Origin of the sequence: Ihubacter massiliensis (assembly GCF_024125305.1) — a bacterium.
Lineage (GTDB): Bacteria > Bacillota > Clostridia > Peptostreptococcales > Anaerovoracaceae > Hominibacterium > Hominibacterium faecale.
This window is the reverse complement of record NZ_JAMXVH010000001.1, coordinates 3,654,739-3,681,430: the sequence shown is the minus strand read 5'-3', so window position 1 is coordinate 3,681,430 and position 26,692 is coordinate 3,654,739. Positions and strand designations below refer to the sequence as shown.

Annotated in this window: 20 protein-coding genes; 3 read left to right on the top strand and 17 right to left on the bottom strand. The window is 47.3% G+C overall.

The genetic code is table 11. The annotated features are described in order from the left end of the window. Positions 1–77 precede the first annotated feature (77 nt). Entirely contained in the window at positions 78–2,306 is a 2,229-nt protein-coding gene (pflB, locus tag NIA71_RS16840; protein ID WP_253021025.1) for a formate C-acetyltransferase, read from the bottom strand. Positions 2,307–2,575: 269 nt separating this feature from the next. After that, the gene (locus NIA71_RS16835) at positions 2,576–4,753 is read right to left on the bottom strand and encodes a peptidase U32 family protein (RefSeq protein ID WP_253021024.1); all 2,178 of its coding nucleotides are present in this window, start codon (positions 4,751–4,753) and stop codon (positions 2,576–2,578) included. An 86-nt stretch (positions 4,754–4,839) separates the two neighbouring features. Here NIA71_RS16835 and NIA71_RS16830 point away from each other — a divergent pair, with 86 nt between their 5' ends. Continuing rightward, positions 4,840–6,096 carry an AI-2E family transporter gene (locus NIA71_RS16830; protein WP_148398358.1) on the top strand — a complete coding sequence of 419 codons (1,257 nt, stop codon included), beginning with the start codon at positions 4,840–4,842 and terminating at the stop codon, positions 6,094–6,096. Between the two features lie 406 nt (positions 6,097–6,502). Here the strand turns inward: NIA71_RS16830 and NIA71_RS16825 are convergent, their stop codons facing one another. Next, positions 6,503–7,543 carry a PTS transporter subunit IIC gene (locus NIA71_RS16825; RefSeq protein ID WP_148398360.1) on the bottom strand — a complete coding sequence of 347 codons (1,041 nt, stop codon included), beginning with the start codon at positions 7,541–7,543 and terminating at the stop codon, positions 6,503–6,505. A 151-nt stretch (positions 7,544–7,694) separates the two neighbouring features. Here NIA71_RS16825 and NIA71_RS16820 point away from each other — a divergent pair, with 151 nt between their 5' ends. Next, entirely contained in the window at positions 7,695–8,222 is a 528-nt protein-coding gene (locus tag NIA71_RS16820; protein WP_148398362.1) for a transcription repressor NadR, read from the top strand. Here the strand turns inward: NIA71_RS16820 and NIA71_RS16815 are convergent, their stop codons facing one another. From NIA71_RS16815 to NIA71_RS16770, 10 genes are all read right to left on the bottom strand, one after another. After that, the gene (locus NIA71_RS16815) at positions 8,223–10,133 is read right to left on the bottom strand and encodes a sensor domain-containing diguanylate cyclase (protein ID WP_253021023.1); all 1,911 of its coding nucleotides are present in this window, start codon (positions 10,131–10,133) and stop codon (positions 8,223–8,225) included. A gap of 65 nt (positions 10,134–10,198) precedes the next feature. Continuing rightward, on the bottom strand, positions 10,199–11,233 hold the full coding sequence (locus NIA71_RS16810; RefSeq protein ID WP_148398366.1) for a hypothetical protein: 1,035 nt from the start codon (positions 11,231–11,233) through the stop codon (positions 10,199–10,201). A 71-nt stretch (positions 11,234–11,304) separates the two neighbouring features. Further along, positions 11,305–12,195: a DMT family transporter gene (locus NIA71_RS16805; RefSeq protein WP_253021022.1), complete on the bottom strand. Its 891-nt coding sequence runs from the start codon at positions 12,193–12,195 to the stop codon at positions 11,305–11,307. Positions 12,196–12,275: 80 nt separating this feature from the next. After that, a complete protein-coding gene (locus NIA71_RS16800) occupies positions 12,276–13,625 on the bottom strand; it encodes an aspartate aminotransferase family protein (RefSeq protein ID WP_148398370.1) in 1,350 nt (449 codons plus the stop codon). 206 nt (positions 13,626–13,831) lie between these two features. Continuing rightward, positions 13,832–15,565: a sigma-54 interaction domain-containing protein gene (locus NIA71_RS16795; RefSeq protein ID WP_148398372.1), complete on the bottom strand. Its 1,734-nt coding sequence runs from the start codon at positions 15,563–15,565 to the stop codon at positions 13,832–13,834. A 168-nt stretch (positions 15,566–15,733) separates the two neighbouring features. Next, positions 15,734–16,900, bottom strand: a complete 1,167-nt coding sequence (locus NIA71_RS16790; protein WP_253021021.1) for a saccharopine dehydrogenase family protein — start codon at positions 16,898–16,900, stop codon at positions 15,734–15,736. 250 nt (positions 16,901–17,150) lie between these two features. After that, positions 17,151–17,360 carry a hypothetical protein gene (locus NIA71_RS16785; protein ID WP_148398376.1) on the bottom strand — a complete coding sequence of 70 codons (210 nt, stop codon included), beginning with the start codon at positions 17,358–17,360 and terminating at the stop codon, positions 17,151–17,153. Positions 17,361–17,377: 17 nt separating this feature from the next. Next, positions 17,378–18,820: a sodium:solute symporter family protein gene (locus NIA71_RS16780; RefSeq protein WP_148398378.1), complete on the bottom strand. Its 1,443-nt coding sequence runs from the start codon at positions 18,818–18,820 to the stop codon at positions 17,378–17,380. A gap of 35 nt (positions 18,821–18,855) precedes the next feature. Further along, positions 18,856–19,446 carry a hypothetical protein gene (locus NIA71_RS16775; RefSeq protein WP_148398380.1) on the bottom strand — a complete coding sequence of 197 codons (591 nt, stop codon included), beginning with the start codon at positions 19,444–19,446 and terminating at the stop codon, positions 18,856–18,858. Positions 19,447–19,638: 192 nt separating this feature from the next. Then, positions 19,639–20,796, bottom strand: coding sequence for an iron-containing alcohol dehydrogenase (locus tag NIA71_RS16770; protein WP_253021020.1), 1,158 nt, complete (start codon positions 20,794–20,796; stop codon positions 19,639–19,641). Between the two features lie 157 nt (positions 20,797–20,953). On the opposite strand from NIA71_RS16770, the gene NIA71_RS16765 reads away from it, so the two are divergent. Beyond that, a complete protein-coding gene (locus NIA71_RS16765) occupies positions 20,954–22,120 on the top strand; it encodes an iron-containing alcohol dehydrogenase (protein ID WP_148398384.1) in 1,167 nt (388 codons plus the stop codon). Between the two features lie 108 nt (positions 22,121–22,228). Here the strand turns inward: NIA71_RS16765 and NIA71_RS16760 are convergent, their stop codons facing one another. From NIA71_RS16760 to NIA71_RS16745, 4 genes are read right to left on the bottom strand one after another with little or no spacing between them, the layout of a single operon-like run. Continuing rightward, positions 22,229–22,639: a hypothetical protein gene (locus NIA71_RS16760; protein WP_253021019.1), complete on the bottom strand. Its 411-nt coding sequence runs from the start codon at positions 22,637–22,639 to the stop codon at positions 22,229–22,231. After that, positions 22,636–24,252: an amidohydrolase gene (locus NIA71_RS16755; RefSeq protein WP_253021018.1), complete on the bottom strand. Its 1,617-nt coding sequence runs from the start codon at positions 24,250–24,252 to the stop codon at positions 22,636–22,638. Before NIA71_RS16755 ends, NIA71_RS16760 begins: the two co-directional genes overlap by 4 nt. Before the next feature lie 19 nt (positions 24,253–24,271). Next, a complete protein-coding gene (locus NIA71_RS16750) occupies positions 24,272–24,469 on the bottom strand; it encodes a DVU_1557 family redox protein (RefSeq protein WP_148398388.1) in 198 nt (65 codons plus the stop codon). Beyond that, positions 24,466–26,682: a pyridine nucleotide-disulfide oxidoreductase/dicluster-binding protein gene (locus NIA71_RS16745; protein ID WP_253021017.1), complete on the bottom strand. Its 2,217-nt coding sequence runs from the start codon at positions 26,680–26,682 to the stop codon at positions 24,466–24,468. The genes NIA71_RS16750 and NIA71_RS16745 overlap by 4 nt, the downstream gene beginning before the upstream one ends. Positions 26,683–26,692 lie beyond the last annotated feature (10 nt).

Here is a 26,692-nt window from a genome sequence, read left to right as displayed (position 1 = left end):
CTTGCACGCGCGATAGAGAGTAATATAAGATGCCTGCAGAGCAGACACCTTATATTATAATGGAGAATTATAGCTTTTTAAATAGCTGAGTGGAAGGTTCTCTGGATGACTTCTTTTTGATGGTCTTTGGAAAGAGCGTTGAACTTCACAGCATACCCGGACACGCGAATCGTCAGGTTTGGGTATTTATCCGGATTTTCGTAGGCATCGATCAAAAGCTCACGATTGAGCACGTTGACATTCAGATGATGCGCTCCTTGATCAAAATATCCGCGCATCAGGCCCACCAGAGTATCGGCCTGTTCTTCTTTGCTCTTGCCCAGGGTTTCAGGCGTGATGCTGAAGGTATAGGACACACCATCCTTGCAATCGTCCCATTTAACCTTGGACACGGAGTTCAGCGATGCAATAGCTCCATGGTCATCTCTGCAGTGCATTGGATTTGCTCCCGGAGCAAACGGTTCTCCAGCTCTTCTGCCATCAGGCGTATTGCCGGTCTTTTTGCCGTAGACAACATTGGAAGTAATAGTGAGAACCGACAGGGTATGCACGGCATTTCTGTAAGTCTTGTGCTTTCTCAATTCATTAATTGTCCCTTGCGTCAGCTCAACTGCAATACTGTCCACACGATCATCGTCGTTCCCGTATTTGGGGAAGTCACCTTCGGTCTTGTAGTCAACGATGACGCCGGCCTCGTTGCGAATCGGATAAACCTTCGCGTACTTAATGGCGCTGAAAGAATCCGCCGCAACGGAGAGGCCTGCTACGCCGAAGGCCATCAGTCTGCCGATGTCGCTGTCCAGGAACGCCATCTGACTCTTTTCATAAGCGTATTTATCATGCATATAATGGATGATATTCATAATGTTTACATAAAGGCCGCAGAGCCAGTCTCTGTAAATATTGAACCTGCGCATCGCATCCTCATAATCGATCGGTCCGTCTCCCACCGGTTCCATCTGGGGTCCGACCCGCTCGCCGGTTCGTTCATCAACACCGCCGTTTAAAGCCAGGCAGAGAATTTTCGCCAGGTTGTACCGCGCTCCAAAGAACTGCATCTGTTCCCCCATCTTAATGGCGGATACGCAGCAAGCGATCGAATAATCATCGCCGTAGGATTTTCTCATGACATCATCGTTTTCATATTGGATCGAATCTGTATCAATGGAAACCTTGGCGCAGAACCGCTTAAACGGTTCCGGCAGGTTTTCCGACCAGAGCACGGTCATATTCGGTTCCGGCGATGGCCCCAGGTTGTACAGGGTATTGAGCATCCGATAGGAATTCTTAGTAACCCTGGTTCTGCCGTCCGCTCCCATACCGCCGATTCCTTCTGTAATCCACATGGGGTCGCCGCCGAAGAGCTCGTTATACTCAGGAGTTCTCAGATGTCTGGCGACACGAAGTTTGAGAATCAAGTCATCAATCATCTCCTGAATTTCGCTTTCCGTATATACCCCGTTTGCCAGGTCCCTCTCGGCAAAGATGTCGATGAAAGTGGAGGTTCTTCCAAGAGACATCGCTGCGCCGTTCTCTTCTTTGATCGCTGCCAGATACCCGAAATAAAGCCACTGAATCGCTTCCTTTGTATTTTTGGCGGAATCTGAAATATCATAGCCGTACATGGCGGCCATCTTTTTAATTTCACCCATTTCTACAATCTGTTTGTGAATTTCTTCGATGAGCTGAATATTTTCGTTGGTCATAGCCTTCTCAGCCAGCAAAGCCTTATCGCGCTTCTTTTGTTCAATCAGAAAGTCCATTCCGTACAGAGCAATTCTCCTGTAATCGCCGATAATTCTGCCTCTGCCGTAAGCGTCCGGAAGTCCTGTAATGAACCCCAAATGTCGCACCTTTTTCATTTCATCGGAGTATACGCTGAACACACCGTCATTATGAGTCGTCACATATTTGAAGATCTCTTCCACGCCGTCATCCAGCTTTTCGCCGTATGCTTCCGCCGACTGTCTGGCCATTCGAATGCCGCCGAAGGGACATATGCCCCGCTTCAACGGTTCATCGGTCTGCAGGCCGACGATTAAATCCCGATCTTTATCAATATATCCCGGAGGAAATGCGGTGGCAGTCATAATCCTGCTGGCGTCTACTTTTAAAACGCCCCCGTTTTTCCTTTCCTCTTTCAGCAGTTCCTGAACCTTTTCGGCAACGATTTCCGTACGTTTTGTAGGGCCGGCCAGGAAGCTCTCATCTCCTTCATACGGATGATAATTGAGCTGCATAAATTCCTCGATGCTGATTTCTTCCGTCCATGCTCCCGGCTTAAACCCTTTCCATTGTTCTTTCATGATTGTACCCTCCTTCACATTGTATGTTGTATAATGTATACAAATAATCAGAAAAAAATTTGCTCGGCGTTTTGCCTTTCTCCCAAGCCTTCTGTTCCTTCCCTTTTGGCGAAGTAAAGGATGTCAGTTTTCACGATCGCCGTTGTTTGTATACATAGTACACCCGAGTACAATCCTTCGTCAACCGGTTTTTTTGTTCTTTTTGAGATACTTGCAAAAGAAACAATTCTCACTATTCTGAAAATCCTGCAACCCTTTGAGTTAAAGGATTACGGGATATAAATCCGGGCCTCCTGCCAGGTGTTTTTCAGCAGTATTTTCAGGGTTTCCCAGTCCGGCTGCCGGTGATGGGGAACTAGCATGGCCTTATCGCCTTCCGGATTGTATACGATTTTATACAATTGATTTTTCCGGTCTTTCAAGGTCTTTGCCTCAGGCAAATGTTCCATGATCATAAGCGGGATCGGCCCAAAAGCACGTTCATGCAGTTCATGGGAACGACAAATCGGAACAACCTTTTCCTTTTGCAGCGCAAGGGTCGCCCTATTATTATATATATTCAATCCATAATCTCCATAAACGGTTACACCCCGCTGGGTAAATTCGTCGATCCAGCCCAAGTTGCCAGCCGCAATACCGCAACTTTTCACCCGATCCGCGATCTCATCCAGATGCTGCTCAATATATTTGTCCAACAAGCCTTTACTGATATTGAGGATATACGGCACAACCTCAATAGAGCTGCGCCTGGGATCGGCATCCATGAAATACCGCAGCGGTACATAGGCCCGTGCAGTTTCTATTTCCAAAGCATTCAGCGCACTTTGAAAATCCCATTCCTCGAATTTTCTCCAATCATAGAAGTAAAAGGCCATACGGTTTTCCATGGAGGCTGACATCTGAGGAATTCTTTCCGGTATCTCCGCATGCCTGCGGACTTGTTTTTTCTCCTGCAGGGCGTTCAGTCCCTTTCTCCGCAAATGATTCAGTACCGAAAGCGGCATACTGCACCCTTCCTCCAGCTGCAGATCCACCCTTTCCACATGAAAGGGCGTGCCTCCTGTTTTTCGCAGCTGTTTTTCCGCGGCCTCTGCGGACAAGGGTCTGTGCTGGGCCTTTTCCGCCGGAGCATCGGCTAAAATCATAATTTCCTGTGTTCCATCCTGGATCGTCAGCTTCGGCCGTTTTCCCGCCGCGGCTTCCAATTTCATGGAAACAGGGACCGTCTTTCGATGTTTGCTGCCACCGGGGCCGCCCTCTTCAAAGGTTTTTCGCATCTGCTTCATTAATTCTAAATCGGTAATCTTATAGATTTGATCCCCTTCTTTTACAGATCCCTTAATATCGCCGATCCGCCAAATGCTCCCTCCGCGATGCTCCAGATAAGTCACCACATTTCCAGTCAGGCTGTCGCTTCTGATCTCAATGCCGTCCCCCATCTCCAGCAACTCATCCAGCCTTACGTCGATCAATCTGTTTTTGGATACTCGCCGGATAACTTGTCCAATGTAGATGCCCTGATGCTTTGGAAGTCTGCCTGACAAAAATCGTTTTTGAGGGCGGCCGTCCAGATACCCTCCGGTAAAACCGCCTCGGTTGAAAATCTGCATCAAAATCCTTCGGTCCTCTTGTGAAACATCTGTGTACCCTTGCTGAAAATATTGATCCAGATACTTGCGGTATATTCCGGTTACCGCTGCCACATATTCGGCGGATTTCATCCGGCCTTCTATTTTAAGAGACTTGATTCCCGCCTCAATCAATTCCCCCAGACGGTCAATGGTACACAGATCTTTTGGGCTTAGGGCATAGGAAACCTTCCCCTTCTCATTCCTATAGGGCAGCCTGCACGGCTGGGCACAGAGGCCCCGGTTACCGCTCCGTTCTCCTCCGCCCAGCATTCTGCTCATCTGGCACTGACCGGAATAGCACATGCAAAGCGCCCCGTGGACAAAGACTTCAATATCGCAGATCGATGCTTCGGTTATTCTGCGAATCTCTGACAGAGAGAGCTCTCTTGCCAGCACCACCCTGGAAACGCCCAAAGATTTTGCCTTGCGTACGCCGGAAAGATTGTAGATGCTGCCCTGCGTAGACAGGTGCAGCGGGAGCTGAGGAAGATGCTCCCTCAGCAGATCGATTAAGCCCAGATCCTGCACGATCAGCCCGTCCACTCCCATATTGTAAAGTCTGGCCGCGTACTGAAGCGCCGGCAGCAATTCCTGGTCGGTCAGCAGAATATTCAGGGTCACATACACTTTTACGTCTCGTATATGGGCATAGTCGATCGCCTGTTTAATTTCTTCTTCTGTAAAATTCTGCGCATTAATCCTGGCATTGAAAAGCGGGCCGCCTAAGTAGACCGCATCGGCTCCGTTTTCAACTGCGGCAGTCAGCTGCTCCATGCCGCCTGCCGGGGCCAGCAGTTCCGGTTTTTCTATGATCATAATCTTCTCCTGTCATGTGATGAGAAAAATTTTGCTATTCTGTTGGGTATAGTATATAATAACCCGTATATGGGAGGGATACAAGGATGAAAAAGTTCAAAGAGGTCATGAAAGAAAGGTCATTTGTAAGAGGAAGCCTGTTTATCGTCTTCAATGCCTTTCTTTTATACGTTCTCTATTTTATTGTAAAAAACTTTGATGTTATTGCCATTGCTGCAGGCAAGGGAATCAGCAGTGTGGTTTCCGCCTTTTCGCCGCTCTTTATCGGGCTGGTGATCGCGTATCTGCTCAATCCGCTGGTAACCATCATTGACAAACGTATGATGCGGCGGATGTTTTTCCGCATTCCTGACGATCCGGTCAAAGCTGAAAAAAGACGAAATCTGAGCAGGTTTCTCAGTGTGCTGCTGACGTTTTTAATTGTCATCGCCGCTATTGCTGCTATTATCTATGGCTTTGCGGTAATGATTCTGGGTCAATTCGTTTTTTCCAACTTCTCGGAAATGGCGCAAGGGGTCGTTCAGACGTTCCTTAATTATGAAGTGGAGCTTCGCCAATGGATTGCGCAAAATCTGCCGGCAGGCTTCATGTCGGACAAGTTTATGGAAATCGCCAACTCTATTATCAGCTGGATTTCTACCAATTTCAGCGCTTCCAATGCCATCAGCGCGGTCACCGGAGCCGTGGGAAGCGTGGTCAACGTGGCCATCGGGGCTATTGTCAGCATCTATCTGATGAAGGATAAGGATTTTTTCCTCAGCTTATGGAGAAAGCTCCTGCACCTGCTTCTGCCGCAGCGCGCTAATGCCGCAGTTACCGAAACCCTCAGCGAGGTCAACGGCGTTCTTTCCCAATTTGTGCGAGGAGCGCTCCTGGATGCAGTAATCGTGGCCATCTTGTCATCCATAGGTCTTTCGGTCATTGGCCTGGACTTTGCTGTGTTTATCGGAGTATTTGCAGGAATCGCCAATGTAATTCCTTACTTCGGACCTCTGCTGGGAATGATCCCGGCCTTTATCATCGGCTTGTTTACGGAAGACTTTACACAAGCGGCGGTGGCTGTCATCGTTCTCATCATCGTGCAGCAGATCGATTCCAATATCATTTATCCGAAAGTAGTGGGTTCTTCCACTGGGCTCCATCCGCTGACAGTTCTGCTGGCGGTAAGTGTTTTTGGGTACTTCGGCGGAATCATCTGGATGATCCTGGCGGTTCCCATTGCCGGAATCATTCAAGCGTTCATTGTCAAATGGGCATTTCGTAAAGAACGGAAGCTGGAAGGCTCTGCTCAACCGGCAGCAGAAACAGCCGACTCACCTGCTTCTGAAATTAAATCCGAATAAGTTTTAGTCCCGAGAACAACAAAATGGTGTAAGATGTTCGCAGTATTGAACATCTTACACCATTTTTAATTGCTCGGCAGCACATCAGCTGCTACAACAAAAATTTTCGTCGTTCCTCTTCAAAACCAGCCTTCTAGCAGTCAATGTCCATATAAATTTGGCCTTTTTCTACGAAAACGCAGTACTCCCTGGGTATTATGAGACAAGTTCGTGCGAACTTCTCACAAAATCTGTTCGTGAAACAGCAACTTAATTGCTGCCAGAAGAAAAAATAGGGAAATTCTTACTTTTTTATATGGACATGCATCGTGTTTTTGCTTATTTCGAATAGGATTCCGCAAAAAAGTGTGAAATGAGCAGCATGAAAGATTTTGGCTGCTGGCCCCTCTTACCTATTCTAAAGCTCCTACAAATCCAACTTGTAGTCCCCCACCTGAATCATTCCCACTGCCTTGAGGAGTCGGTCAAAAATGATTGCCAGGATCGCAGGCAGGAAGATATGCAGAAACAAAACAGACAGCAGCACCGGCACGGTAAACCCCATGGAGGTAAAGGTGCCGATCTGTCCCACAAGGCCGGAAGTTCCCATCCCTGCGCCCGCAGGGATGTTGGTCATCTGAAAGAGGACCGTAGACATGGGTCCTATGATAGCACTGGCTAAAGTTGGCGGCAGCAAAATCCATGGATTCTTAATTATATTGGAAATCTGCAGCATGGACGTTCCAATGCCCTGTGCCACAATGCCACCGATTCCGTTTTCCTTGACGCTGATTGCGGCAAATCCAACCATTTGAGCGCAGCAGCCCACCGTCGCGGCCCCTGCGGCCAGACCGGACAAATCCAGCATGATGCAGAGCGCGGCACTGGAAATGGGTGCTGTAAGTGCCAGTCCTACAATCACGGAAATGACGATCCCGAAGAGAAACGGCTTCCATTCTGTCGCCGTCATAATAATCTTACCAAGACCATACATCAGCTCTCCCACAAGGGGGCCGATCAGCTTGGCCGACAAAGCGCCTATAAACAGCGTCACCGCCGGCGTCACAATAATATCGATTTTCGTTTCTTTGGAGATGGCTTTGCCGAATTCAACTCCAATGGCAACCGCTATGAAGGCCCCAGCCGGCCCGCCCAGATCAGCGCCCATCATCCCGGTTATGGCGCTGGTAAATAGAACGAGCGGCGGAGCTTTTAATCCCCACGCTACAGCAATACCGATGGCCGCCCCCATCAAGCCCATCGCTGTAGTTCCCGTATCCACCAAAAACTTTGAAACCGTATTATCACCAAAGAGATTGATCGTCTGTTCTCCCAGGGTTTTGATAATCAGTCCGATGAGAAGGGATGCGAACAACCCCAGAGCCATTGCCGACAGCGCATCCTGAAAATAGCGCTTGGCTGTGAATTCAATGTTTTTTCGTTTTAGAAAGCTTTGTTTTTCTTCCATGACAGTCTCTCCTTTTCTTTCTTGGACAATTGTGTTCATTGTAGCAAAGACCTTTCTTTCATGTCAAGACACATGTCATGAATATTTAGTTCGCCTTATTGCTTCATAAATGAGATTGTGCTATGATTGGTGGAAGAAAGGAGGCAGCCATATGGATGCAAACAAAAGAAGATCTCAAATCCTCGCCCTATTGAAAAAATCTCAGATGCCGGTCAGCGCATCATCTCTGGCAGAACAGTTATCGGTAAGCCGGCAGATTATTGTAGGAGATGTGGCCATTTTAAGAGCATCAGGCGCCCATATTTCAGCTACACCCAGAGGGTATGTTTATGAAGAAGAGGCTTCCGCCTTCCCTTATGAAGGTCTGCTGGCCTGTCGCCATAGTCCTGACCAGCTCCGGGAAGAACTCTATACCATCGTCGATTACGGAGGTTTTGTCATCGATGTCACTATCGAACATCCTCTATACGGCCAGTTGTCCGGCCCATTGAACATCGGCTCCCGCTACGATGTGGACCTGTTCATTGAAAAAGTAGAAGCTGCGGAAAATGCCAAACCCCTCAGCGTTCTCACAGGAGGCATTCACCTTCACCGGATTGGCTGCAAAGATTCAGCCGTGTTTTCCCTTATAAAAGAAAAGTTGGACGAAAAGGGGATCATCTTCTCGTCCGCAGAATAATTAATAGATTGTGAAGCCGTTTTTACCACGTTCCTTTGTCTGATACAACGCAGCATCCGCATTTCTATAAAGTGTATCAAAATCAGCTCCATCCTTTGGGGCTGCCGCCGCTCCGATGCTGGCCGTGCTGTGCAGCGACAAATTGCCGATGACATAATCTCGATCCAGAGCTTGTGATAAGTCTTCTATCTTTTCTTGGAGTTGGCTCATCTCCCGAAATGGCATGAAGGCTACGAACTCATCTCCCCCGATTCGACCTGCAAAAGCATCTGATGCAATACGGCTTTGTATGGTTTTGGCAAAGGCGCATATCACGCAGTCACCGGCTGCATGTCCGTACCGATCATTAACCAGCTTGAAATTATCAATATCAAAAATAACAAATGCATAGTTTTGATCCGTATTTTCCTTTAAAAGCTGTTCAATATGCTGCCTGGTCGAAGTCTTATTGTACAAGCCCGTCATTTCATCGGTTTCTACTCGCTGCGCCATGTGGATTTCCTGACGTTTTTCCTGGTCAATGTTTCGCCGATAGGTAAACATGTGAACACAAGCATCCTCAGGGCTGTAATAAATATTTGCATCAATACGCATCCAGAAATAATCGGTACCGTTTTCGCTGATCATAAAGTCATAGCATAGATGCGAATTTCCCTTTTCAAACTCTTCCATGACATGCTTTGGCGCGAACAGATCAATATACCCCTGACGAAATTCTTCTTTAATTTGTTTTTCTGCAACTACTTTCAGCGCCTCATCGAACATCATGTTTTTAGGTACTCCCAGGCTTTCGAAGTAACGGACCGTACTTGCACCGGCCGCACAGTTTTTGGTGATATTCAGTTCATAGATATTTTCATATAACTGCTCTGTTACCTTGCGAAATGTCTGCTGCCGTTCTTCCGTAAGCTCCATAATTTTTCGGTTAAAGCTTTTAACTACCCGGGTAAGTACAATCAAGATAATCGCCAGAATGAGAATAATAATCAAAACCGTCTCAATCAGGTTCATTCGGATTTGTTTTATAATCTTTCCCGTATTTTGATCAACCACCAGCGACCAGTCCAGCTCGGGAATATAACGGTTTACAACATAGTCTTTTTTTCCGCTTTTGTCTTTCCCGCCGGACCAAAAGCTTTCTACCTTTCCGCTGGCGTTCTTCCAGCTGAGAATTTTTTCCCGGCTGTTTCGATCATAGTCGTTGACTTGGAAAAGACTCTTTTTTTCATACCCATTATAATCGGCAGAAAGCTCAATCTCTGCGTTGCGATTGATAAAAAACGCATTTACGCCAAATTCTTCTTCGTACTGCAGGAGTTTTTTTCGCAGATCAGCAATACGCAGACCAACACCGACCACACCCAGAAGGTTGTTCGATGCGTCCTTGACTTTGCAATTTACAAAAATGGTAATTTCATTGTTGGCAGCCGCAACTTCATCGTTATCCACATTCAGCGAATATTCCTCATCATTGCCGGCCATGGTATAATACCAGTCATTTTCAGGGTTATCCTTTGTCAAGGTTCGATCTAATCCTTGGAAATTATAATAGCGCTTTGTTGCCGCAGAAACCAGAAATACCGAATCATATCCATACTTGCTGCGGTAGGTTTCCAAATATTCGCGAATCGTGTCTATGTAGGCGTTGCTCTTTAGATGATCAGATTCTTCTATCAGAAGCGTTCTCAATAAACTGTCATTCGCCATGGTTTGAGAGATGTTCACCGGTTTTGAAAGTATGGAACTCAGTTCCTGATAAATTCCCTCTGAAGCCAAGGTTGACACCTGTTCGATATTTTCAATAGATTGGCTGTAGTTAGCCTGATAACTGAGCAGTGCTGTCAAAACAAACCCAATGATAACGATTGCACAGATCAACAGATTTGTCTTTAGCAATATGTTTCTCTTCAAAAAATAAACCCTCTTTCCCCTAATGGAAAAAGGCAGCCTGCAAAGCTGCCTCTTTTCTTTAAACGTCAATCACGTGCAATAATAGCCATCAAATCAGCAAAGATGCCGTATCCGCTCTGGCGAGTCTCCGGTGCCTCCTCGATCAGCGTCAATCTGCCCATCAGGTCGGTCTCCACAGTAATAATGGAAGATGTACCGTCAATTGCGGCATAAATATTGTTTTTATCCACCTCTTCCGGACCTACTTTTCCATGGACAACTCCGTCCTCATCACGGTAGAGACTGCACATAAGCTTAATGACGCGGCCCTTTTGTTCAGCCTCCTTGATGTCCGCTTGCGTTATATGTTCAATGCCTTCGCGTTCCACATCCAGCGGCGTCATATCCGCATCCATAAATACGTTGGCAAGCACAGCAACTTTTGCCGCCGCATCATATCCTCCCATATCGGTGGATGGGTTGGCTTCAATAAAGCCCCGCTTTTTTCCTTCGGAAATAATCTCTGCACACTTGCGGCCTTTTGCCAGCTCGCAGAGTATGTAATTCGTCGTACTGTTGAGGATTCCGGATATTCGTTTTACCTCGCACATACTCAGATAATCGCGTTTCATATTGAATATGGGGGTACCGTCCATTACGGTCGTTTCATATAAGAACCTGCAATTATTCTCTTCAGCCAGCTGGGATAATTCCCGATACGCCCATGCAACCGGGCCTTTATTGGCTGTTATGGCATGTCTGCCCCGCTTCAAGGCTCCCCGGATATGGTTAGTTGCCACTTTTCCAGATGCGAATTCCAGAGGCGTAAGCTCGATCAGCACATCATAATCCACTTTGTCCACGATATTCTGCGATGTGGAATTCTCAGAAAATCCTAAAATCTTATCAAATCTACCGCTATTTTGAACATTCTTAAGCGCTTTATCCAGATCAATGCCCCAAGCATCTACCAGGTTGCCCCTCGTTTTGGTCGTGATCGCGACAACGGTCACCCGCGTGTTATACTTTTTTCGGAGCACCTCCTCCTTTTCCAATAGAATCTTTGCAAACGCCTGTCCTGCATTGCCAAAACCGATTAAAGCCAATTTTACCTCTTTCATGAAACGCCCTCCTTTTTCTCTTCTGCTCTTAGTCCATTATACAAGAAAAAGCGGTCTGCTTCCACAACATTTTATTCAGAAACGCGGTTTGCTGCGATTACCCCCGCCACAACCAGGATCAAACCCGCTGCGGTGTACCATCCGAAGGAATCTCCTTGGAATGCGATTCCACTCACAACTCCGGTCAGGGTGATCAAATTCACTTGAAGCATGGAAGCCTGGGGCGCCGGCATCTTTGAAACCACGTAATTAAACAAAATATAGCAAAGAAAGGATCCGGCCGCACCTAAAAACAATACCGCCAAACCCACTTCCGGATATTGAAAACAGACGGCATAGCAGGAAAAGCCTTTGCCTCTTATAAGGTTAAGAAGATTGAACCAGATGCCCCCCATAAGAGCCATGGTAAAGGTCCGCTCCATGGGGGAAAATTGGTCTGATATATGTCCCGACATAATGGTGAACACCGCCCCAGTCACCACCATGCCGATCAGGAACAAATAACCTCCTGCTTTTCCTCCCAGAGAAAAACCTTCACTGAACACAATGGAAATAATTACGCCCAAAAAGGATAGGGCGATCCCGCCGGCCACAACGGGCTTGATGGAACGTTTTAAGATCAGAGCCGTAATCAGGACCACTGCAATGGGAATCATGGCATAGACTATAGCGGATTCTGAGGCTGTTGTCAGATCAACTCCACAGGTCTCGCAAATTGTATTGATACATGGCTGAATGAAAGCTGCCAGCGCAACCAGCCAAACCCGCTTTCCTCGATAATGAATTCGGATAAGTTTAAACATAGCCAATGCCAGGAAAAGAACCATGGCAATCGTCCACCTGCAGGCCAAGACCTGAATCGCATCCAGTTGTGTAAGCGCGATCTTTGATCCCAAAAAAGTGAGGCCAAAAAGAACCGATTCAATGACCGCCGCTGCATAAACAATTTTTTTCGTCTGCATTATGTAAATTCCTTTAAAAAAAGGGTACATGAAAAATCATGCACCCTTGTAATTGAAATATACTCGATATGGTTCCGATATTACAGGCATTCCTTGATTGCTTCTTCGTAAATCTCAAGACCAGCATCGATCTGAGCGTCGGTTACGCACAGCGGGCACAGGAAACGGATTACGTTGCCGTATGTACCTGCTGATTCCAGAATCAGGCCCTTCTTAACTGCAGCGTTTACAATGTTAGCTACCAGGTCAGCGGCCGGAGTCTTCTTCGCTTTGTCTGTTACAAATTCGATACCCATCATGCATCCGGTTCCTCTAACGTCGCCGATTACATCATATTTCTTCGCCCATTCGTTGAACTTAGCTGTGCATTTTTCTGCAATTGCTCTTGCTTTTGCCGGATAATCTTCCTTTGTCATAACATCGATTACCTGCAGTGCTGCTGCGCAGGATACCGGGTTACCGCAGTATGTACCGCCGATGGTTCCGGCTGTTACCGCATCCATGATTTCAGCGCTTGCTGTTACAGCTGACAGAGGCATTCCGCCTGCGATGGATTTTGCTGTGGTCATGATGTCAGGTGCGCATCCTGCTTCTTTAAAGTATTCGGACGCGAACATTCTTCCGGATCTTGCCCAGCCTGACTGTACTTCGTCTGTGATCATCAGGATTCCGTTGTCGTCGCAGATCTTTCTTACTGCCTTAACCCATTCGATCGGTGCCGGAATAAATCCGCCCTCACCCTGTACAGGCTCGAATACGATGGCTGCTGTAGCGTCTTTCGGAGTCGCTTCGATGAATACGTCTTCCAGCTTGTTTACGTAGTATTCGATCGCTTCTGCTTCGCTCATGCCTTCCGGTCTTCTGTAGAGGTTGGGGAACTCTGCTCTGTATACGCCGTCTGGGAATGGTCCCATACCGATCGCATATGCTTTCTTAGCGGTCATGGCCATGGTCATCTGCGTTCTTCCGTGGAACGCGCCTGTAAATACGATGATATTCGGACGGCCTGTTGCGCTCTTAGCGATTTTAACAGCGTTTTCGTCTGCTTCTGCTCCGGAGTTAACGAACATGGTCTTTTTCTTGTCGCCTCTTACTGGCACGATTTCGTTCATCTTTTCAGCCAGTTCGATATATCTTTCATGGGTTGTGATGTTCATCATTGCATGGAAGTATTTTTCGGACTGTTCTTTTACAGCATCGATCAGCTGAGGATTGCTGTATCCGATATTCAGTACACCTACTCCACCTACCCAGTCTAAGATCAGGTTGCCGTCAACGTCTTCGATCATTGCGCCTTCACCGCGTTTGATAACCAGCGGATATCCGCACTTGATCGCGTTAGGAATCGCAGCTTCTCTTCTGGCGATGATTTCCTTTGCCTTTGGACCAGGTAACGGTGTTACGATTTTCGGTAATGCTTCTCTTAACATTTTGTTTCCTCCATAATATACTTCAAAATTATCAATTGTAAGTAACAATCTAATTTTATCCTACTTTGACCTGAAACGCAAGGTATATAGCAAATTTCTCATTTTTTAAAATGGTCTGAATACTTCTGTTTGCCCTTATTGCAGGACACCTTTGTTTTCCATGAATCTAATATTTGATTTAACGTCTCGTTTTCAAGAAATTCGGCTCAGGATTTGTCCATGCGGCTTTTGAGGCCATATTGGGCGATCTTTCGTGAGACAGTAGATTGATTGACTCCCAGCACTTCAGCCGCTTTGACCGTGGTGCCGTATTCGTCCAGCGCCATTTTGATCAGATCTTTTTCCAGTTCCTCGATAGCGGCATCCAGCCTGGTAATCTGATTGACTTTTACTTTTTTTTGAAATTCTTCTCCTTTAAAGACCGGCGGAAGATCATCAATGGTAATCGTCGGCTTGGGCGTGGTCAGAACCAGCCTTTCAATGGTATTTTCCAGCTGGCGGATATTGCCCGGCCACGGATATTCTTCCAATGCAGAAATGGCATTGTTGGAAAGCTGCATTTCTTTGTTGTAAGCAGCGCAGAACCGTTTGAAAAAATGTTTTGATAATAGGGGCACGTCTTCTTTTCTCTCCCGCAGAGGCGGAATGCTGATGGGAATCACGTTTAACCGATAATACAGATCCTCACGGAAATTTCCCAAAGCCACCTGCTCTTCCAGGTCTTTGTTGGTAGCCGCGATGACGCGGATATCCAGATCGATCTCCTGGGTGCCTCCCACTCGAATCAGCATTTTTTCCTGCAGCACATGCAGGAGTTTTACTTGCTGTTCAATGGGCAGTTCACTGATTTCATCTAAAAATAACGTACCGCCGCTGGCCGCCTCTACCAATCCAATTTTTCCGCCTTTATTGGCTCCTGTAAAAGAACCCTCTTCATAGCCGAACAACTCGGATTCTACGATAGACGGCGAAATCGTTCCGCAGTTGACTTTGACAAACGGCTGATTTTTGCGGTCGCTGAGGCTGTATATATACCGGGCAATCACTTCTTTTCCAGTTCCGGTCTCGCCGTTGATCAGCACCGTAGCCTTTGTAGGCGCAATCATTTTTACCAGAGTCTTAATCTCAAACATGGTGTCGTTGCAAGTTACGATCTTGTCTTCTTTCTCCCTGAGGATATTATCAAAGGCTTCGCTTTCGCCCAGCTCGGCGATCATTTTGCTGATCTTCATCTGTGTTGAATAGTCTCTGGTGACGGATATTACCTTTTCAATTTCTCCGTCCTTATTCAAAACAGGCGCGCTGACGGAAACCAGTTCTTCGCCGATTCGAGTCCGCTGTATGACCACCTGGGATTGCTTTGATTCCAGTACCTTAACGCTTACCGATGGGACAAATATACCCTCTCGCTCCACATCGTACACATTTTTGCCTACGAAATAATTGGACGATACCCCGCAGGTCTGGGAGATCTTCTCCCCTGCGAATTCAATGTTTCCTTTGCCGTCGGTCACCATCAGCGTATCGTCGCCGTATTCATTAAAAACGCTGATCAGCTCCCGGTTCAGTTCCAGCGTCTTTTGGGACAGATTTTCCACCCGGATTACATCTGTAAAGTCTACAATGAAGAACCAGATGTAATCCTCTTCAACCGCACAGTTGATTTTGACCGGCATGCCGTTAATCTCTGTGTTCAGCAGCTCCCCCTCCATCAGACGGCCAAGCTCTTCACTCTTTAAGATACTTTTAACGCTGCCGGCCTTCTCAGCCGGGTCCAGATCCAAGAGCATTTTCGCATTGTTGTTGATCATTAAGATTTTAAAACTTTTCTTTTCGCACAAAATCAGGCCGTCGCTGCATCCGCAAATAAGCCCCACATACAGCCGATTCTCCACAATCGCCTTTTCAGCAGAGCCTTTTAGCTCAAATTCCTTTTCCATATTTGGTTCTCCTCGTTGTTTACACACCCACCCGTTCAAATGTACTACATTTTGCTTAAAATCACTACAATAATTCTGTAAAAATTCTTGTTTGCTTCCGAATAGTAAAAGAGCACTTGAAGCTTTATTACCCCAAGTGTCCTTTTACAAAAGATTAAAATGTCAGAACTAAAGTTGTTCTGTGACTTTGGCAAATACATGCACGTTTCTCTTTTCCAGCTCCCTGAAATAGATATCAGTATCCAGAACCTGTTCGCCGGTAAAGAAGCCTTTTTCTTTGACCTGCCCTCTTGCCAGCATTTTAGCGGTAATCGCCCCCGGAAAACCTACTGAGAAATGTCCGTTGGATAAACCCCAAGGATGGTGGTGGAGATCCGTCTCCACTTCATACGTGCATTTCTTCCCGTCCTTTGTGCCCGTAACAATGACACGCAAAAGTTTCATATCATCCGGCGTTCCCATCTTTGTTCCCGGTTTGGTCTCGAACACTTCCAGCAGAAAATCTCTAGGTGCGATCGCCGTGCCTTTTACGTTGATCTTTTCCTGACTGCCCAGTCCATTTTCGATGAGGAAACGCAGACGTTCTTCAAACAGTGTGGGCAGCGCCAGCTTAAAGGCTACGTTCTTAATGCCTTTGTCTTTATATGCAATGGGCATGGTAGCTACTTCCGAATGAATCATGTTATACAGATTCAATGTTCCGTAGGGCTCTGGAAAATCCACCGTCATTTTGCCGGAAAAAGGCGGCAGCTCCACATGCTCTCCGTCCTTATATTCAAAATTGTTCATTGTGAATTCTTCAATAATGGTGTTTAGAGCATAGGGCGGAACAAAGCCATATCCAGACGCACTGCGATTGATGATCGCATCCAGAATCAAAATATCCTCTACTGTATCCAAACGATCCGTCGCATATTTAGTCAATACGTTTACGATTCCCGGAGCGCTGCCGGATCCCACGATTCCGGTAATTCCCGCTCGTCTGAAATCCTCGTCTCGTCCCATCTGTTCCACCGCCCAGTGAAACAGGCCGCCGAAATCCGTGTAATTGGTCTTTGACTCGATGCAGGCGTCCATCACATCCATATTGAACACATGGGATGAACCGTTGATGACAACATCGTATTCTTCCAATGCTTGAGCCAGTGTCTGCGTATCCTTGAGATCGATTGCCTTTGTCTCAATCTTGGGCGAACCGACCAGTTCCTTTCTGGCCTTCAATGCCTCTTCATTGATATCGATCAATAAGACTTTTTCCACATCCTCCGTTTCTACAAAATCATAGATTGCAGATAAGCTCTGCCTTCCTGCTCCACCTGTTATTGCCGCTTTCATCGTTTTACCTCCTAAATTAATCTGCTCCTGCCGATCACTACGTTTAAATATTTGCACTTATTTGTAACGCAAACGGTGTGCCAAAAGCGAAAATATTTTTTATTATATTTCTGATCCCTTGTTTTTCAACGTTTTCCCGCCTCTTGACAGTCGGGCAATCTTTTGCCGTTCAGCTATGGTCTGCCGCCGCCATGCACCTGCGCATATTTTTTATGTTCTCTGGCATAGCGGCAGCCCCCTTCCTTCAAGCTTATTCTTCGTCCTCTTCTACCCGGAAGACCCCTCGTTTGATTTCTATCAAGTAGAGAACCAGACAAATAGGTCCGCAAACAAAATTAGCAATGATTAAAAAGTAGAATATGGGCGTATTTCCTACCGTAAACCCATACAGAATCAGCAGGCTTATGATTACGACGACAACCGAAAAAATATTTCCGATTCGATTATTTTTATCAGACATGACGTTCTCCTTTCTTTCTATGCTCCCAGCTTATCCTTTTCTTTTTGTGCCTTGTAAGTCATGGGGCAGGCGGTAAAGTAAACCACAAAGCTGATTACCCAGGTAAATACATTGGATGGTATTCCATAGGGTGCTTTTAAAGCAAACTCCCATATCGCATAGGCGACAATGCCGCAGAGTACTGCAATAAAACCTCCGTTGGCGGTCTTTCGCTTATAAAAGAACCCAGCTACAATGGGAATGAAGAACACCGCGACCTGGAATCCGCCTATGTAGTACCAGGCGTTGGCAATGCCGTCGCTCCAAAGATACGTCCCCAGGATAATGAACAATCCCACAAATACGATCATTACCCGGCTCAATTTGAGAACTGCCGCATCCTTCATACTCGGCTTTATTAAATCTTTGCACACATCCTTTGCCAAAATACCTGCACTGATTAAAATATCGGCGCTGGAGGTGGACATGACAGCCGCTACCAGGGCGGCTACAAAGAGCCCTCTCAAACCGGTGGGCAAAACGGTGAATACCGCGGCCCAGAATCCCTGGGAGATGGTCTCTGCTTCGGGGAACATGACAGATGCTGCCATACCGCCGAAGACCATGATTGCGCTGAAGGAGATTCCGATTCCCAACATAACCGAATAAGCGACTTTAATTTCGCCTCCGCCCTTAGCAGCACCGAATCTCTGATAACTCTGCGCATTGACATATAGGGCCGCAGCTCCAATTACCCATGCCACCACATCCAGGGCCGAGTTATGTCCCAAAGGCGTGAGCAGTACTGGGTCGGTAGCCGCAATGGAATCATAGACCGGCTGCAATCCGCCGAAATGGAGCAAGAGACCGAGCCCCAGTGCTCCGGCCGCAATGGTCATAACCGCGAACTGAATCATGTCGGTTACTGCCAGCGCCCACAGACCTGCCATTGCCGTGTAGAAAATAATTCCCACTCCCGCAATGACCACGGTGGCATAGATAGGAAGCCCGGATACCATATGGAGCACATCGCCCACCGCGAACAGCAGCGCCGCTGAATACAGCACGGAGAAAATCGGGACAATGGTAGACAAAGCTTTCGTTTTCTTATCGTAAAAGTATCCGACCAAATCCGGCAGCGTCACCACATAATCGGGAATCTTGTCCCTTGTAAAAGGTCCAATCCAGATAGCCAGAGGCAAACGCATCAACCCGGTTGGCACTACATAAATAAATAAAATAGAAATTCCCATGGTCCAGCCGCATTCAGCCAGACCGACGATGGTCCACGAGTCATACCACCCGGCCATGGCCACACCAATGAGGACGGGAATGGTCAGCCGGCGCGAAGCTACGAAAAAGCTCTTAAAGCTCTTGCTGGCCCTGCTGTGCATAACGAACCCCACACCCAGGACAGCCACAAAATAAACTACCAGTATGATCCAATCCAGCGATGACCACAATTCGTTAAAATCAATCATTTTTTTCTCCTTTCCTGAAAAAAGCTTTTACTGTTTTAACTATCCAGTCTTACCTTTAGTCCGCTAATATGTTCTGATGATAAGGCGTATTGATCCAAATAAGCGTATTTCACCATCTCTTTTCCCCTGGCAGCAACGACCATTTCAACCGCGGGACGATAGAATTCATTTTTCTTCCTTAGTTTAATTTCCGATCTCCCTCTGGAGATCCGCTGCAAATATTTATAACGTATCATGTCGTAGCATTTTTGTTCCATCTCCTGTTCCGTACAGTTTTTTTGCAAAAGTTCGAAAGGCTGGTCAAGCTCCGATAAATTATTGCTCTTTGTACGGAAACGTTCTTTTTCTACTAAATCAAAATGAAAACCGTGTACCTCGTTGGCGTCGAAAATGATCGCGATTTCTCCTTGTCTGTTGAGAAATTTTGTTTTTTGCGGCCCCTTTTGCATGGAATAGTAATAGATCAACATGTTGTAGGGCACTAATACCGGTCGGTACGAAACCATTTCATACGGAACCGGATTGAAAAGTCCCAAAAACTTCACATTGAGGCTTTTCATTTTTTCCGCGACAGCTTGGTCGATGGTTTTACTCCTTTCCGTAATTCGTACTGTTTTATTCTTCATATTGCGGCCCTCCTTTTCATCAAAACGGTTTGTGCTGTCTGCCTACCAAATAGAGCAATATCCGTGCCACTGCACTTTTTTCTCTATATTGGCGCATTTTTCAGCGCTCTTTATTTTTATTGCTGTTTTTTTATGAATTTTCAGTTATTTTTTATGCTCTCCCGCATATGGTTTTTGCAGCTGTGCATACGCTTAGCCCTCTTCATAGGTTTTTTGGAACAGCTCAATATATTTTTCTTTATTTACCGGTCTGGCATTACTGGGGGTGGATACATTTACCATGCAGACCTCCGCCAGCATATCGAATTTATCCGGCTCTACATATCCCAGAGAGCGCAAAGAGGGAATTTCAAGATCTTTTGAGAGCTGCCGGATCCATTGGGCACCGCACTGCGCGATTTCCCGATCAGATTTTCCTGTCGGATCGATCCCCAGCGCCAGGGCTGCATCCCTATGTTTTTTCACATCCGCAGGGATATTGTATTCAAATACCACCGGCAGAAAGATCGCATTGGCGACCCCATGGGGCGTATCGTAATATCCGCCGATTGCTTCTGCAAGGCAATGAACAGAGGCAATGTCAGAAAAGCCGAAAGCCAACCCGGCCAGCAAACTTCCCATCATCATCCCATACGCATGTTCATCGCCTTTTTGATACATCATATTTCTTAAATTGGCAGCGATCAGTTTAATGGCAGCCAGGGCAAAGGCATCCGTAATGGGACTGGCGCATTTGCAGGTATAAGCCTCTAAGGCGTGGGTTAAAGCATCAACCCCTGTAGAGGCGATGATCCCCTGCGGAAGCCCTTTCAAAAGCTGCGGATCAAGCAGAGCGATATCGGGCCGTATTTTATCGTCAAAAATACAGGTTTTCTTTTTCTCTGCATCCAGCGTCAAAACCGCAAAAGATGTGACCTCGCTTCCCGTTCCCGCTGTGGTGGGTATGCACATGAGGGGAATGGGTTTTTCCTTGACTTTATTGGGTTTGAGGATGTTGGCGATGGGTCCCTGATTGGTCACCAGACAAGCGATGGCTTTGGCGCTGTCCATACTGCTTCCGCCGCCCACGGCCAATACAAAGTCCACCTGTTCCGCAATGGCTATGTTTCCCGCCTCCACGCAATGGATATCCCTTGGGTTGGGCATGATTTGATCGAAGATCACGTAAGAGATTTTCGCTTTTTTTAAAGACGCTTCCACCCTTTCTGTAATGCCCGCTCTGCGGATCCCTTCGTCGGTGACGATCATGACTTTTTGGGCCCCCTGCTCTTTTACCAGTTCTCCTGCCCGGTCCACATACCCGTTTCCAAATTCGATTCTCGTCGATAAATTAAAACTTACTCCTTTCATAAGCACCTCCTGATTCGTCAGAAATATCGGACGATTATTTATAACGCAATGTTCATGCCAACCCGTTCGCCGCGGGCTGCAATGGAAGCTTGTCAGAAAAATGGTATAGGATTTGCATTATTTAATAACAAAGTCTAGATCATGAAGGAGGTACAATATGATTATCAATCACACGTTTGCGTTCAACCATCGCACAAGAATTTGTTTTGGGCCTGGTATATGTTCAGAAACAGGAAAGGAAGTGGGCAGTTATGGGACCCGGGCATTGATCGTCACAGATCGCGGTGTACGCAATGCCGGTATCGTTGATAAAATTCAAATCAGCCTTAGACAAGCAGGCGTTGAGTATGCCGTTTATGACAAGATTCTTCCCAACCCCAGAGATACCAGCTGCGATGAAGCAGCGGAACTGGGTAAGGATTTTGGCGCTGATGTGATTCTCGGTATTGGCGGCGGCAGCAGTATGGACAGCGCCAAGGCGGTGAGCGTTCTCATGAGCAACGGCGGCAGCTGCTCCCATTGGGCAAAGGTCAGAAAATTTGACAAGGAGCTGTTTCCCGTCATCTGCGTACCAACAACTTGCGGAACTGGAAGCGAAGTAACTTTTGAAGCGGTCATTACCGCTACTGAGTTGGGCATGAAAGTCTCCATGTCCGATGGTTTTAAAATGGCTCCCAAAGTGGCGATCATGGACCCGGAGTTAACCATGACGGTACCGCCGCTGGTAACAGCTTCCACTGGTATGGATGCGCTTACTCATGCACTGGAAGCTTTTACTTGCACCTACTCGCATCCCATTTCTGATGGCATCGCCATGTATGCCATGAATAAAATCGCCGGCAGTATTGTCACGGCGACAAAAGAGGGGTCTAATTTGAAAGCCAGGGAAGATATGATGGTGGGAAGCCTGATGGCTGGAATTGCTTTTACCAACACCTTTCTTGGGGCTGTCCATTGCTTTTCTGAGCGGCTGGGTGGTTTTTACGATATCCCTCACGGTATCGCCAATTCCATCTTCCTGCCCTTTGTCACGGAATATAACATGCGTGCAGATTATGAAAAACATGCCATTGCAGCTAAATGCCTGGGGATTGAAACCTTTGGACTGTCCGATGAGGAAGCTGCCGCAGAAGGGGTCAGCAGACTCTTTGATTTAAATGATGTACTGGGCATTCCAAAATTCAGTGAGCTGGAGGTGGTTGATCCCAAGGACTTTGAAGAAATTGCCGCTCTGTGCGACTCCCACGCCTGCAAAAAAGCAAATCCGCGCCCCATCGGCCATAAGCAGTTCTTGGAAATCCTGCAGAAGGCCTATGACTTTTAGAAAGAGGAAGTCTGTTTTCTGCTTAGAGGACCATCAGCAAAAAGGTATCACCACTTTTGGCGATACCTTTTTCCTTTTGACAAAGTATTCGTTCCTTTTAACGGTGCGTTAAACGCCCTTTTTATGTTTAATGGATTTCACTTCTGGCGAAACAATATAGGGAGCATTTTGTAATTTCCGTTTGCCTTCTTTAAACTTGCTCCAAAAACTGATGTCCGCCTTAGGATTGACGTAATCAGCCTCAGCCTTCAGCGCTCCCTTTTTCACATAAGGGGACATCCAGGAATCCACCATATCCACCACCAGATCCATCCCTCTTGCTGCCCGGGCGATCTCTTCCGGATCCGTGGCATTGACTTTATCCACTACCACCTTGTCCTTACCGGTACGTTCTTTGTCGTGAAAATCCGGGCAGCCATCAGGGCGGCCCACCTTAATCAATTCAATTTCTTTTGCCATGGTCAAAGCAGAAAGCCATTCATCCTCTGCTCCACTCTGCTCTACAATAAATACTTTCACCCTTTTTCCTCCTCATAAACAATTCTGCCGTCTACCATGGTCAGAAGCGGCTTAACATGGAACATTTGGTCTCTGTCATGGCAGATCTGAAAAATATTTTTATCCAGCACGACCATATCCGCCAGTTTGCCTGCCTCCAAAGTACCTAATCGCTCCTCCATTCCGGCGGCGAAAATGCCTCCGTATGTATAAGCCTTTACCGACTCCTCCACGCTCACCCGTTCTTTTGGATTCCATCCGCCCTGTGGCTGGAGCTGATTTGTCAATCGATTGACCGCACGAAAGATGCCTCTCCACGGATCCAGCGGTGCCACAGGGCTGTCCGTGCCGTAGGCCAAAACGCCTCCCCCTTTGCGGATCGATTCAAAAGGCCAGGAATAATTCATCCGGATTGGCCCTAATTTTTTGTGAAAAGGGTGCTCCACAAAATCATATTTGGGCAGATGCTCCGGCTGAACGGAGGCAATGACACCCAGTTCTCCGAACCTGGGTATATCTTCCGGCGTCGTAACTTCGATATGCTCGATGCAATGGCGCAGATCCTTTCTCCCGTACAAGTTTTGAGCAGTTTCAAAGCAGTCAAGGCAAAGACGCACCCCCGCATCACCGCAGGCATGAATACGCATTTGGACATCACCTTTATGAAAGGTTTTCACCAGCTCTAAAAATCGATCAGGATCGATCATGGGCGTTCCCTTTTCTTTCGGATTGTCCCAGTAGCCTTCCAGCATATACCCCGAGTCACCTTGGGGCGTTCCATCGATAAAGGCTTTCACGCCGCAGCATTTGAGCATCGAAGACGAATATTTGCGCTGCAGCTCATGAACCTCCTTGAGTGGCTTCTCAAGCTCCACATAGAAAAAAATTCTAGCATTAAGCCCACCGCTGTCCTCAAGGTACTTATACGCTTCCGGCCGAATGGGACAGACGCCTACGACATCCCCGAGAGAGGTGATACCACAGCGGTTGGCGGTTTTAATAAAGACCTTGGCGTAGTTGGCGACCTGTTCATCCGACATCCGCTCAAATATTTTTTTCTGAACCTCAAACATAGCCGTTTCATGGAGGTATCCGGCGGGGTTCCCCTCTTCATCTCTGCTGATCCTCCCATTGGGCGGGTCCGGCGTCTCCTTTGTTATATGGAAGATTTCCAGCGTCTTACTGTTGACCCATGCTCCGTGACACTCTTTATTCAATGCAAAGACCGGAACGTCGGGGAAATATTGGTCAAGAGCAGCCTTGCTCGGCTCTTTGCTGGTATTCCACAGAATGTCGTCCCAGGCGCCTCCCAGGACCCATTGTTCTTTTGTCTTACTTTTATTTCTTTCCCACAGCATCCGGGCGGCTTCCTCTTCAGAGGCTGCCGTTCGCAAATCGCCATCCAGCTCAATGGTTGCGCTGTTGATCAAGTGAACGTGAAAATCACAAAACCCCGGCAGCACCAAGTTATCCGTAAAATCGTAAACGTCCTCTGCTTTCATCAACTGTGGAAAATCTTCACGCTTTTCATAAGGAATCAGCTGATGGATCGAATTGCCGTCTATGCAGACATATCCATCGATCCACTGGCCTTCTTTGTTGGTATATATATATTTACTTCGGATTGTGATCATAATCAAATCCTCCTCACTTCTATTTGCCCTCCAGCATCATCTCTACTTGAGCCATCTTTCCCCGGGCCATCTCTTCTGTTATCAATACCTGGCCGCATTTGGGACAGCAGGGCATGACGTGGTTAAATTCCCTTCCTAAATAAGTAAATCTAACCGGTTTTTCAACCAGCCTCTGCCGGCACTTACAGCAGACCACTTCCATCTCTTCGTCCATCATCCTTCTCCTTCTTCAAACGCCATTCGATGACAATAAGCGTTGATCAGTTCATAGGAGGTCTCCTTCTCCACATATTCGGCCCAATAGGTCATAAATCCGATTTTCAAAGATCCCAGAGTATGCCCGTTGGTCTGATTGCGCATCTTATGCTCTGTCCTTTCACAATGAGAAATCACGTGAAACAGATCGTCCTCCAAAATATAATTGTGATCCAATTTTTGTTTCAATGCCTGGCTAATATCAATTGGTTTCCCTTTGACAAGACGGTCGGCGGTAAGGCCGGAATTTTCTTTTTGATCATCGCTTTTTTGCAGCTGATGTTTCAGCGCTTCCCGGTTTTGCCTCCGCTGCGTCTGTGTCGGTGCCGTGCGGTTCTGGCAGTTTAAAGAAAATACCAGATCCAGCACATGGACAGCATCTTTTCCCTCCGCGGCTAACAGATCTCTGCAGTTGCTGCAGTAGGTGATATACGGGACCGGACTCTGTGCCGCCCGCCTTTGTGTAACTTCCTTCGTGTACTGAGAATTGACAATCGCCGTATGGCCCCCATATCCGCAGCACCGGGCTCTGCTTTTTTCCGCAGGTATTGGCAAAAGCTCTGCACCTGCCCGTTCCGATAGACTGCGAACAGCCTGCTGGACGGCATCGTCGTGTCTGGCGCTGCAAGGATCAAAGACAGCATAGGACGCATGATTGAGCTGCTGTTTCATAGGAGTCCGCCATTTTTCCAGCAGCGTATAAACCATCTCTCCCTTCAGCCCTCCAATATGCTCCTCCATCATTTTTTTACAAGTGGCGCAGGCAAAAATCACCTTGGGCTGACCCAGCGCCTCCCACTTTTTCTGGAAATCCCCAAACATGCGGCCTTCCCTTTCCTCATCGCCTGACCAGAGAGCAGGTGCGCCGCAGCAGTCTACAAGCAGCGCCACCCGGCCCACATGGGAGCAAATCCGCTGATAGGTTTTTAAAACGTACTGAGGATCCGATGCTCCCAACTGACATCCAGGGAAAAACAGCCAGCTGGGGTTTTCCCTCCTGTCCCAAAGAAACACGCTGTTTTCCCGCGCATGGGTCATATCCCGCAGAAAGAAGTCATGGAATGCCCAAGGCATACGGCCTTTCTTATGAAGAATGCGCCGGGCTTCCAGCAAATATGACTGAAAATCGATGCCCTCCGGGCAGCATCTAACGCAGTATCCGCACTGACTGCAGGATGCAATCAGCTTGGTGGCCACCGTTATATCCGATAGCACCCCTTTCACTTGGGTTGTTCCCCTTACTTCTTCGATCATTTTAAGCGGGGATTTCCGATAATAACGGAGCAGATCGCAGTTTTTCTTACAGGCATCGCAGGAACACCGCAGACATCTGCCGGCTTCCTGCATGACCTGTTCTTTTTCGGCAGGGCCGTCTCCTGTGAGAAACGACCCCTGCCGCAGGATTTCTCCCAGATCGGGAAAAGGAATCGTTGTGGAAAACGATTTGTGTTCATGAGTCATTTTACCTGTTAAGAAATAGGTTTCGATGGCCACAGCACCCTCGATTCCCTGGGCAATGGCCTGGATTGTATCCGCTCCCAGGATGGAACCTCCTATGAAAACGCCTTCCTTTTCCTCAATCCCCAAATTTCTTCCATTCCTTCCGGTGGCTATATAGACCGCATCAAAGTTTTCCTCAGCCAGTTCTGGCAGCGACAGGATCTCAGAATTTAATCGCACATCCAGCTCTTCATACTGAAACTGTCTTTGTATATCGGTGAGAAATATGCTTTCCGGCAGCAGTTCCCACAGATGACCGCCCAAACGAGCATCCCGTTCAAACACCACAACTTGGTATTTTTTCAGGCAGAGCTTGAGCGCGCAGCTGAGGCCGCTGATCCCGCCGCCGATCACAGCTGCCCGTTTTCCCTTTAGCGGGACATTGTAGTCGATGGGGTCTAAGTTTTTCGTCAACCCGATCACAGCCTCTTCCAGCCGGCGCATATCAACAGCCGCATCAATTTCGTTTCTGGGGCATGCTCCCCGGCAGTACTCCGGGCAGAGGGCAGATACCACCAGCGGAAACGCCACTGAGTTTTGATAAAGCTTATAAGCGGCGCGGAAGTTGCCCCGCTGTATCTTGTTCATAAAATCCGGTACATCCAGGTGAAAGGGACAGGCTGCGGAGCAAAAAGACGGTTCGTTTTCTTTACAGGTCTTAACGTATTCTCTCATGGCCAGACGT